The organism is Polaribacter sp. (assembly GCF_036480315.1).
GTDB lineage: Bacteria > Bacteroidota > Bacteroidia > Flavobacteriales > Flavobacteriaceae > Polaribacter.
The window spans coordinates 1-10,370 of the sequence record NZ_JAZGGG010000051.1; the positions used below are offsets into that span (position 1 = coordinate 1).

Sequence of the window (10,370 nt, forward strand, 5' to 3'; positions counted from 1 at the left end):
TTTAATACCTCTAAAATTTTCTCGTAATTTGCTCTAAAGCTGTTCATCTATTTAAATGTTTGAAATTCAATTAAATATACGATTCTCTTAATCAATGAACAGCTTTTTTATAATGCACAACAGGTATGTTAAATATGTTCTAAAATATTAAAAAACAGGTTCTAAGTTTTTTTAAGTAACAAATCTTGCAAAAAGAAAGGAGAGATTGCTTTACTACGTTCGCAATGACAACTGTTCTCTATACTAGTTTTTTTATTTCAATCAAAAAATTTACTCGAACTGATATTTTGAAAACTATTTCAACCCAAAATACTCAACGTATTCGTAAATTAAAAAGATTGGTTAAATGATTTTGAAAATTCTAAATCCGTATTATCGACCACTTGCCAACCAAAAGTTGCTGATAGTTGATAAATTTTAGAAAACTCTTCAAAAAGTCTTGTTTTTGCTTCGGATTTTAGCGTAGTAACGGCTATAGTTTTTTTAATTTTTTCGATACTTTTTTTATTGATTTTATTCAGCTCGTATTTAGAAAAAGTATTAAACTGACTTTGTTGTAAATCGAAATATTTAATATCTGGTGATATATTTATAGTCTCTTTTGGGATTTTATTAATGATGATTTTTTTACCAAGAGAATCAATTTGAATTTCTAGTTTAGACAAATCATACCCTACTTCTACTTTTGCATTGACAACCACCACTGCTTTTTTATCAAAAAAAAATAATCGTAAAAATATTTTTTAGAATCGGAATAATTATAAACTTCAGAGAAACTTCCTTTAGAAACCACCAATTTACTCATGTTTTTAATTGAGTTTACAACAACTTGTATTTCTTCTTTTTTGTTATTTTCAATTTTAGGTTTATACCAAAATTTGGCTATTAAAAAACCAAAAAAGAAAAACTACTAGGTATTTTAGAAAACGCATATTGTTTATAATTTTAGACTTTTTGATAATTTTAAAAAACTTCTCGATACAATTTCGCCAAAAAAAAGCAAAATAACTCGAAGTGACAGTGTATTAAAAATAGCTAGTAGTATATGCTGTCAGTTCGAGTGATTTTGAGGAACTAAAAATCGTATCGAGAACAACTTTGAAACTAAAACCTAATCTACAACTACTTTCTCTTCTTTAGGAAAAGCTTGTTTGCTAAAAATAAACAACAAAGCTACACCAACACTTATAAAAGCATCTGCCGGGTTAAATATATATTGAAAAAAAGTAAACATTTCTCCACCAACAAAAGGAATCCATTCTGGTAAAACACCTTCCCACATTGGAAAGTAAAACATATCTACTACTTTACCATGAAAAAAAGTACCAGTTGTAGTTTCTGGAAAAAGAGTAGCAACACTATGTTTTGGGTGATTAAAAATAACTCCGTAAAACACAGAATCTATAATATTACCAACAGCACCAGAAAAAATAAGTGAAATTGCAATTATAACCGCATTATGTACTTTTTGTTTAATATTTTGTGATAGCCAATAAATAATTGCAGTTATCGCCACTAATCTAAAAACTGTTAAAAACAGTTTCCCTGCTTTTCCGCCAAACTCAAAACCCATTGCCATTCCGTTATTTTCTACAAAATGGATTCTAAACCAATCAAAAAACACTACTTCTTCACCTAAAACAAAGTGTGTTTTTACATAGATTTTAATTACTTGATCTAAAATAATGGCTATTAATATAGTTAGAATTGCTAGTGTCTTTTTCGACATTATATTTTAAGTTTTGAATTCACAAAAATAACAATATTATTGTGTTTATTTAGTCGTTAAGAAAATATTCCCTTTTATTGTTGTTATTGATACTTTTTTGGCTGTAGAAATATCTTTATTTTGATATTCTTTTTGATAGAAATTATCATTAATTTTAATTTTACCAAATTTAGAAATCACTTTTAGATTGGTCTTTTTAAAAGACCCGAAAATGTTACCAGCATACATTTTTAATTCTAAATTTTGCTGAATTGTATCTAGTTTCACAATTCCATTTTCTATAAAAACACTAATGTTCCCATTATAACTTCTAGATGAAATATTAATATTTTCTCCATAAATAGAAATATCAATATTTTTAGGAATTTTAATAGTTGCTGTTGCTCTTTTTAATCTTTTTGTAATGTATTTTCTAAAAACTTCGTTTTCATTCTTAAAAACAGGAATCTTAAATTTTATTTGAGTTTCTTTATTTTTTTCTGAAACTATAATATGCTGTTCATTCGGATTTTCTGCATACAAGTAAATTTCAATAAATTTAGAATCAGAATTTTCTAAAAAAAAATCATCTAAACCTTCTGTAGAAATACTTATTTCTTTAGTAGAACTCGAAAATTTTTTAGTTACTTTTTTTTGAGAAAACCCAATAAAGCAAACTGAAAAAAAACAAATAAAGAAAAGATGTTTTTTCATTTATAAAATATGTTTTCGATATATTTTTAAGTAAAAAAAGCTTCCAAATGGAAGCTTTTTTTAAATTGTTATTGTTTACGTTTTGCTTCAATACTTAAAGTAGCATGAGGCACTAATTTTAAACGCTCTTTTTGAATTAGTTTTTTAGTAACTCTACAAACGCCATACGTTTTGTTTTCTATACGTAATAAAGCATTGTTTAAGTCCCTAATAAACTTTTCTTGTCTTATTGCTAATTGCACATTTGCTTCTTTAGCCATAGTATCTGCACCTTCGTCGTAAGACTTAAATGAAGATGAAGTATCATCAGTACCATTACCTGCATCATTTTTATATGCACTTTGTAAGAGCGTTAAATCTTCATTTGCTCTAACTATTTTTTTTTCTATAATTCCTTTAAACTCTTGTAAGTCTTCATCTGAATATTTTAGTTTTATGTCTACCATAATATTACATTTTTTCGATTAATATTCTACTTTTTATGGTATCAAACTCAATTTCTGTACCATTTTCTAAAACATCAACAAAAACTAATTCTTTTGTTAATGTTTCACTCATAATGTAGTCTTTGTTCTCGTTTATAGAATGCTGTAGGTTTTCGAAATTTAAAATCGTTAATTTAATTTTATCTGTAACTTCTAAACCAGTGTCTTTACGAGCATTTTGTATTCTGTTTACCAATTCTCTGGCAACTCCTTCTTTATGTAATTCTTCAGAAATTGTAACATCTAAAGCAACTGTTAACGAACCTTCATTTGCAACCAACCAACCTTCTATATCTTTCGATGATATTTCTACATCAGTAATATCTAAAGTTATATTTTTTCCATTAATTTCTAAAGAAATGTTTTTATCTTTCTCTATTTTGTTGATATCTTCTTGGTTAAATTTCTGAACTTCAGCAGCAATAAAACGCATATCTTTTCCAAACTTTGGACCTAATGTTTTAAAATTAGGCTTGATTTGTTTGATTAAAATATCTGAAGCATCATCTAAAATCTGAATTTCTTTAATATTTACTTCATTCTTAATTAAGTCTGCAACTGCTAGAATTTCTTCCTTTTGTTGTTCATTATCAACAGGAATCATAATTTTTTGTAACGGCTGACGCACTTTTATCTTTTCTTTTGCTCTTAATGATAAAACTAAAGAGGAAATAATTTGTGCATTTTCCATTTTACGTTCTAAACTCTTATCTACAAAGCTTGCATCGTATTTTGGAAAATCTGATAAATGAATACTTTCTGATGTTTCTTTACCAGTTACAGAATTTAAATCTTGATACAATCTGTCCATAAAAAACGGCGCAATTGGCGATGCTAATTTTGCAATCGTATTCATACAAGTGTACAAAGTTTGATATGCAGATATCTTATCTGTTTGATAATCTCCCTTCCAAAAACGTCTTCTACTTAAACGTACATACCAGTTACTTAAATAATCTTGTGTAAAATCTGATATTGCTCTTGCTGCCCTCGTTGGTTCATATTCTGCATAGAATTTATCAACTTTAGCAATTAAAGTATGTAATTCTGATAAAATCCAACGATCTATTTCTGGTCTTTCGTTTTGAGGAACATCTGCTTCTTCATAAGAAAAACCATCAATATTTGTATACAAAGTAAAGAACGAATAGGTGTTGTATAAAGTTCCAAAAAACTTACGTTTTACTTCTTCAATTCCTTCTAAATCAAATTTTAAATTGTCCCATGGGTTTGCATTTGCAATCATATACCAACGTGTTGCATCTGCACCATATTTATCTAACGTTGTAAAAGGATCTGTTGCATTTCCTAAACGTTTAGACATTTTATGTCCGTTTTTATCTAAAACTAAACCATTAGAAACTACATTTTTATAGGCTACAGAATCAAAAACCATTGTAGAAATTGCGTGTAAAGTATAAAACCAACCACGAGTTTGATCTACTCCTTCTGCAATAAAATCTGCCGGAAAAGATTCATTTTCATCAATCTTTTGTTTATTTTCAAACGGGTAGTGCCATTGTGCATAAGGCATAGAACCAGAATCGAACCAAACATCAATTAAATCGCTTTCACGTTTCATTGGTTGTCCAGTTGCTGAAACTAATACAATTTCATCAACAATGTTTTTATGTAAATCTATTTTTGCATAATTTTCTTCGGAATTGTTATCAACTTTAAAGTCTTCAAAAATATCTTTTACTAAAACGCCAGCTTCTACAGCTTTTGCCATTTCTTGTTTCAATTCTTTTACAGAACCAACACAAATTTCTTCTTTACCATCTTCTGTTCTCCAGATTGGTAATGGAATTCCCCAGTATCTAGAACGAGATAAATTCCAATCGTTTGCATTTGCCAACCAATTACCAAAACGACCAGTTCCAGTAGATTCCGGTTTCCAGTTAATAGTTTTGTTCAACTCGTGCATTCTATCTTTAACATCAGTTACTTTAATAAACCAAGAATCTAATGGATAATATAAAATTGGTTTATCTGTTCTCCAACAATTAGGATAACTGTGTTTGTATTTTTCAACCTTAAAGGCCTTATTTTCTATTTTTAATTTGATGGCAATTTCTACATCTACAGATTTTTCTGGCGCTTCACCATCTGCATAATATTCGTTCTTTACATATTTACCTGCAAATTCAGTAACTTCTGGTCTAAATTTTCCTTGTAAGTTTACTAAAGGAACTAAATTATCATTTTCATCTTTTACCAATAACGGTGGAATTGGTGGCACTGCTTGTTTTGCAACCAAAGCATCATCTTGTCCAAAAGTTGGAGCAGTATGTACAATTCCTGTTCCGTCTTCTGTAGTAACAAAATCTCCAGAAATTACTCTAAAAGCATCTTGAGGATTGTCGTTTGGCAAAACATAATCTAATAATTGTTCGTATTTAATATCAACTAAATCTTTACCAATAAATTCTTTAATTACATAAAAAAGAATCTTTTTATCACCAGAATTATAAGTATTTAATTCTTCAGAAGTTTCAACTTGAACATTATTTTTTCCTCCAAATTGCTTTCCAACTAATTTCTTTGCTAAAATTACTTTTGTTGGTTCAAATGTATATTGATTAAAAGTGTCGACTAAAACATATTCAATTTTTGGACCAACTGTTAATGCTGTATTACTTGGCAATGTCCAAGGAGTTGTTGTCCAAGCTATAAAGTAAATAGTTCCTTTGTTCTGTAAAAAATCTGGAAGTGTGTTTTCTATCGCTTTAAATTGTGCAACAACTGTTGTATCTGTAACATCTTGGTAGGTTCCTGGTTGATTTAATTCGTGAGAACTTAAACCTGTACCTGCTTTTGGTGAATACGGTTGAATTGTATAGCCTTTGTATATTAGTTTTTTGTTATAAATCTGTTTTAATAACCACCAAACAGATTCCATATATTTGGGTTCATAGGTTATATATGGATCATCCATATCTACCCAATAACCCATTTTCTGGGTTAGATCGTTCCAAATACCTGTGTAACGCATTACTGCTTTTCTACAGGCTGCATTATAATCTTCTACAGAAATGGTTTTACCAATATCTTCTTTGGTAATTCCTAATTCTTTTTCTACACCTAATTCAATAGGTAAACCATGCGTGTCCCAACCAGCTTTACGCTTTACTTGGAAACCTTTCATGGTTTTATAACGAGGAAAAATATCTTTAATCGCGCGTGCTAACACATGATGAACTCCTGGAAGTCCGTTTGCTGAAGGTGGTCCTTCAAAAAAAACATAAGGTTCTTTACCTTCTCTTGTAGTAACACTTTTTTCAAAAATGTTATTTTCTTGCCAATAGTTTAGAATTTCTTCTGCTACTTTTGGTAAGTCAAGGCCTTTATATTCAGGAAATTTCGCGCTCATTGTGTATCTTTTCTTATAAGAATGCGAAATTAAGGATTTTCTTGGAATTTTTTGAGTTTGTTTGTGAAGAAGTTACAAAGCATAAAAAAAGCTACAAAGTTGCAAAAAAATTGAAGAATAAACTTTGTAGCTCTGTAACCTTTAACCTTTGTAACTCTATTTACAAACCTCTTTCTTGTTTAATTTTTTCATAAGCAGATTGTATACTTTGAAACTTCTCCTTTGCTCCTTTTATATGTTCTGCACCTAAATCTTGTACTTTATCTGGATGGTATTTTTTAGCCATTTTTCTGTAAGCTTTTTTAACCTCATCATTAGAAGCAGATTTAGTGATTTCTAAAATCTTATATGCGTTGCCAGATTCATCATAAAACATTGCTTTTATAGACTCGTAATCATTTTGATTTATATATAAATAACCTGCTATTTTTCTAATCTCTTCTACTTCGCTTTTAGCTACAAAACCGTCTGATTTTGCAATACCAAACAGAAAATGTAATAATTGTAAACGAGATGCATGAGACATGTGCTCTCTAATTTGTATACAAACTTGTCTTGCAGAAATCTCCTTTTTTATAACGCCACTAAAAAGTTTAAACGCACTGTTTGCACGTTGTTTACCATACATGTTTACAAACTGACTTCTAACAAAGTCTAATTCTTTTTGGTCTACTTTTCCGTCGGACTTTATAACTATGGATGCTAAAACAAGTAAACTCATTTCAAAATCTCCAGATTGTGTATTAACACCACCTCTTCTTTGTCCTTTTCCTTTATAATCTATTTGCTCCTGGTTAAACTCATCAACAGAAAAACCATCTACAAAACTACCAACTGCAAAACCAATGGCTGCACCAATTGGGCCACCAAAAGTAAATCCTAATCCTGCTCCTAACCATTTTGTAAAATTTCCCATATCTTTTTTTTGAAGTAGCAAAGTTACAAAGTTTATAAGTTACAAAGACTACTATTTTAGAAGTTACTAATTTGCATGAAGGATTGTAGCATTTGTTTGAACTCTTTTTTGCTTTTTACAAAAAAATCGAGTGCGAAAAGCCTGACGATTTTTAAGCAAAAGTGCAGTAAAACGGAACTTTTATTTAAAAATGGACATGCCAAAAAAAGCGCTCATTATAGAGAATTTCATTGACATCAGTTTTATTGATGTTTCTATTGAAACAACCATTTTGTAATCATTGAATTTTGCCAAACTTATGCTTATATTTGCATTTTAAAATTATAAAATATGTATCCAGAAGAATTAGTAAAACCAATGCGTGATGAGTTAATTAACGCTGGTTTTGAAGCATTATATACAGGTGAAGACGTAGAAAAAGCATTAGCAAAAGAAGGTACAACTTTAGTTGTAGTAAATTCTGTTTGTGGTTGCGCTGCAGGTACTGCAAGACCAGGAGCTATTGCTTCTTTAGGTGCAGATAAAACACCAACAAATTTAACTACTGTTTTTGCAGGTGTAGAAAAAGAATCTACACAAAAAGCAAGAGAATTTATGATTCCTTTTCCTCCTTCTTCTCCAGCAATGGCGTTATTTAAGGACGGTAATTTAGTTCATATGTTAGAAAGACATCATATTGAAGGGCGTTCTGCACAGATGATTGCACAAAATTTAGCACAAGCTTATGATGAGTTTTGTTAATATAAACAACTCTTTAGAATAAATAATTTAGATGAAAACCCACGTTAGTTAACGTGGGTTTTTTATTTTTATAAAAAATTAAATATGGCTTCTACACTTTCTACCTATACACAAGAAGAATTAATAAAAAAACTAAAAACACAAAAAACGATATTATTTATACAAGTTTTTGTTGTTGTTTTAATGATTGTTTTTGCTGTTTTTTCTTCTATTGAAAATGGTATTTCTTTTCAGACTTTTTTACCTTTATTTTTTGCTCCTATGGGATTTGTAATGTTTTATGAAATGAAAAAGATTAAAAAAGAATTAACTTCTAGAAAATAAGATGAACAAAGAACTTATCATTGAAAATACGATAGAATTCGTGAAAACGGAATTAAAAAATGCTGAAGGAGGCCATGATTGGTTTCATATAGAACGTGTTTTTAAAAATTCTCTTTTAATTTCTAAAGAAGAAAATGTTGATATTTTTATAGTTTCTTTAGGTGCTTTATTACATGATATTGCAGATGCTAAATTTTATGATGGAGATGAAACTATTGGTCCTAAAAAAGCAACAGAATTTCTTGAAAATGAAAAAGTTGACACGGAAATTATTTTACATGTTGTAAATATTATCAATCATATTTCTTATAAAAACTCCCTTTCTACTGATGGAGAAAAATTTACTTCTAAAGAGCTCGAAGTAGTACAAGATGCAGACAGGTTAGATGCCATTGGTGCTACTGGTATTGCAAGGTGTTTTAATTATGGTGGCTTTAAAAACAGAGTCTTGTACGACCCAGAGATAGCTCCGAATTTAGAAATGACAAAAGCAGAATATAAAAAATCTGTCGCACCAACAATTAATCATTTTTATGAAAAACTATTATTATTAAAAGATAAAATGAACACTTCTACAGGGAAAAAAATAGCTAAAGAAAGACACCAATTTATGGAATTGTATCTAAAACAATTTTATAGTGAATGGAATGGTTTTAAATAATATTATTACTGAACAAGGTTCAACATTTCACTTCTATATTTAGAAGCAGATTTACCAGTAAACTCTTTAAATAATTTATTAAAGTGAGAAAAATTATTAAATCCACATTCAAAACAAATATCAGTAATACTCGTTTGACTTTCCGATAATAATTTAGTTGCATGTACAACCCTATATTCATTTACCAATTTTGTAAATGTTTTAGAAGTTGTCTTTTTAAAAAACCTACAAAATGCAGGAACCGTCATACTCACCAAATCAGAAACTCCCTCTAAAGAAATGTGTCTATTAAAGTTCTCGTTTATATGTTTAAAAATGATATCTATTTTACTACTATCTTGTGGTTGTGTTTCAAAAGCAAAACCATTTGCGTTTAAAATAGTATAATCATTTGTTCTTGCTAGCTCTTTTAAAATTTCTAAAAAAGAAATAATTCTGTCTGCACCTTCTAAATCTTCAAGTTCTTCGATCTTTGCTCCTATTCTTTTTTTAATTTCAATATTAAAACGAATGCCTTTTTTAGCACGCTCAAAAAGCTGATCTATTGCAGCCATTTCTGGTATTTTAAAAAATAAATCCCCTAAAAATTCGGGCTTAAATTGTATAAGTGTTTCAGATCCGTTTGTTGTTAAACGATCCATAAACCCTAAATGCGGTAAATTAGAACCAATTAATACCAATTGGCTATTATTAAAATAACTAATATGGTTACCAATATGCCTTTTCCCTTTCCCTTTATTAACATAAACTATTTCAATTTCGGGATGAAAGTGCCAAAAGGCTTTGTTCTTTTTTAAAAACTGAACGTGTTTTTTAACTAATAAAGAACTCCCAAAATTTGGTGTAATCTTTTCTAATGTTGGTTTTGTTTTCATCTATACTTATTAAAAAGCAAAGTTACAATACATTACAATATAAAAACGCATAGAATTAATTCAATTATATACTATTTTATCTTCAAATTAATTTTACATAATACAAATTGATAATATAGCATACAAACTTACCAATTCTGATGTTTTTGGAGCTAGAAAACAGCCATAAATTTGCAGTGTTATTAATATTTAAAAATGACAAAATTATGAAAACAATTTTATTAGTAGTAGCAATGTTAGGAACATTAGCAAAATACGCAAGTGACAAAAACACAGGTACTAAATTAGATTCTAAAAAAGTAAGAGTTGAATTTAAGTCTGTAAAGAAAAGACAAAACATTACTATAAAAAATGTAAGCGGTACAAAAATTTATAATAAAGAAAACGAAGGAAACTATTCTAGATTATTCAACTTTAGTTCTCTAATTAATGGATTTATACAATAGAAACCTGTTGTGCATTATAAAAAAGCTGTTCATTGATTAAGAGAATCGTATATTTAATTGAATTTCAAACATTTAAATAGATGAACAGCTTTAGAGCAAATTACGAGAAAATTTTAGAGGTATTAAA

General features: G+C 28.9%; 11 protein-coding genes. 4 read left to right on the forward strand and 7 right to left on the reverse strand.

All coding sequences use genetic code 11. The annotated features are described in order from the left end of the window. Positions 1-329 precede the first annotated feature (329 nt). The 6 genes from V3V28_RS10440 to V3V28_RS10465 form a co-directional block, all read right to left on the reverse strand. A complete protein-coding gene (locus tag V3V28_RS10440; protein WP_331364968.1) occupies positions 330-740 on the reverse strand; it encodes a DUF4230 domain-containing protein in 411 nt (136 codons plus the stop codon). Between the two features lie 371 nt (positions 741-1,111). After that, a complete protein-coding gene (locus V3V28_RS10445) occupies positions 1,112-1,729 on the reverse strand; it encodes a lipoprotein signal peptidase (protein ID WP_331364958.1) in 618 nt (205 codons plus the stop codon). A gap of 45 nt (positions 1,730-1,774) precedes the next feature. Further along, the gene (locus V3V28_RS10450) at positions 1,775-2,422 is read right to left on the reverse strand and encodes a hypothetical protein (RefSeq protein ID WP_331364959.1); all 648 of its coding nucleotides are present in this window, start codon (positions 2,420-2,422) and stop codon (positions 1,775-1,777) included. Between the two features lie 68 nt (positions 2,423-2,490). Continuing rightward, the gene (locus V3V28_RS10455; protein ID WP_331364960.1) at positions 2,491-2,868 is read right to left on the reverse strand and encodes a TraR/DksA family transcriptional regulator; all 378 of its coding nucleotides are present in this window, start codon (positions 2,866-2,868) and stop codon (positions 2,491-2,493) included. A gap of 4 nt (positions 2,869-2,872) precedes the next feature. Then, positions 2,873-6,280 carry an isoleucine--tRNA ligase gene (gene ileS / locus V3V28_RS10460; RefSeq protein WP_331364961.1) on the reverse strand — a complete coding sequence of 1,136 codons (3,408 nt, stop codon included), beginning with the start codon at positions 6,278-6,280 and terminating at the stop codon, positions 2,873-2,875. Positions 6,281-6,440: 160 nt separating this feature from the next. Then, positions 6,441-7,196, reverse strand: a complete 756-nt coding sequence (locus tag V3V28_RS10465) for a TerB family tellurite resistance protein (protein WP_331364962.1) — start codon at positions 7,194-7,196, stop codon at positions 6,441-6,443. Positions 7,197-7,526: 330 nt separating this feature from the next. Here V3V28_RS10465 and V3V28_RS10470 point away from each other — a divergent pair, with 330 nt between their 5' ends. From V3V28_RS10470 to V3V28_RS10480, 3 genes are all read left to right on the forward strand, one after another. Continuing rightward, the gene (locus tag V3V28_RS10470; protein WP_331364963.1) at positions 7,527-7,937 is read left to right on the forward strand and encodes a BrxA/BrxB family bacilliredoxin; all 411 of its coding nucleotides are present in this window, start codon (positions 7,527-7,529) and stop codon (positions 7,935-7,937) included. Positions 7,938-8,021: 84 nt separating this feature from the next. Beyond that, positions 8,022-8,261 (forward strand): hypothetical protein, encoded by a 240-nt coding sequence (locus V3V28_RS10475; protein ID WP_331364964.1) that lies wholly within the window; start codon positions 8,022-8,024, stop codon positions 8,259-8,261. A 1-nt stretch (position 8,262) separates the two neighbouring features. Continuing rightward, the gene (locus V3V28_RS10480) at positions 8,263-8,922 is read left to right on the forward strand and encodes an HD domain-containing protein (RefSeq protein ID WP_331364965.1); all 660 of its coding nucleotides are present in this window, start codon (positions 8,263-8,265) and stop codon (positions 8,920-8,922) included. Between the two features lie 5 nt (positions 8,923-8,927). Here the strand turns inward: V3V28_RS10480 and V3V28_RS10485 are convergent, their stop codons facing one another. After that, entirely contained in the window at positions 8,928-9,797 is an 870-nt protein-coding gene (locus V3V28_RS10485) for a helix-turn-helix domain-containing protein (RefSeq protein ID WP_331364966.1), read from the reverse strand. Between the two features lie 206 nt (positions 9,798-10,003). On the opposite strand from V3V28_RS10485, the gene V3V28_RS10490 reads away from it, so the two are divergent. After that, positions 10,004-10,243, forward strand: coding sequence for a hypothetical protein (locus V3V28_RS10490; RefSeq protein WP_331364967.1), 240 nt, complete (start codon positions 10,004-10,006; stop codon positions 10,241-10,243). The last annotated feature ends 127 nt before the right edge of the window (positions 10,244-10,370 follow it).

Excerpts from the sequence above, each read along its gene's own strand:
- V3V28_RS10465 (WP_331364962.1), bottom strand. The coding sequence starts at position 7,196 with ATGGGAAATTTTACAAAATGGTTAGGAGCAGGATTAGGATTTACTTTT.
- ileS (WP_331364961.1), bottom strand. The coding sequence starts at position 6,280 with ATGAGCGCGAAATTTCCTGAATATAAAGGCCTTGACTTACCAAAAGTA.
- V3V28_RS10455 (WP_331364960.1), bottom strand. The coding sequence starts at position 2,868 with ATGGTAGACATAAAACTAAAATATTCAGATGAAGACTTACAAGAGTTT.
- V3V28_RS10475 (WP_331364964.1), top strand. The coding sequence starts at position 8,022 with ATGGCTTCTACACTTTCTACCTATACACAAGAAGAATTAATAAAAAAA.
- V3V28_RS10480 (WP_331364965.1), top strand. The coding sequence starts at position 8,263 with ATGAACAAAGAACTTATCATTGAAAATACGATAGAATTCGTGAAAACG.
- V3V28_RS10490 (WP_331364967.1), top strand. The coding sequence starts at position 10,004 with ATGAAAACAATTTTATTAGTAGTAGCAATGTTAGGAACATTAGCAAAA.
- V3V28_RS10485 (WP_331364966.1), bottom strand. The coding sequence starts at position 9,797 with ATGAAAACAAAACCAACATTAGAAAAGATTACACCAAATTTTGGGAGT.
- V3V28_RS10470 (WP_331364963.1), top strand. The coding sequence starts at position 7,527 with ATGTATCCAGAAGAATTAGTAAAACCAATGCGTGATGAGTTAATTAAC.
- V3V28_RS10450 (WP_331364959.1), bottom strand. The coding sequence starts at position 2,422 with ATGAAAAAACATCTTTTCTTTATTTGTTTTTTTTCAGTTTGCTTTATT.
- V3V28_RS10445 (WP_331364958.1), bottom strand. The coding sequence starts at position 1,729 with ATGTCGAAAAAGACACTAGCAATTCTAACTATATTAATAGCCATTATT.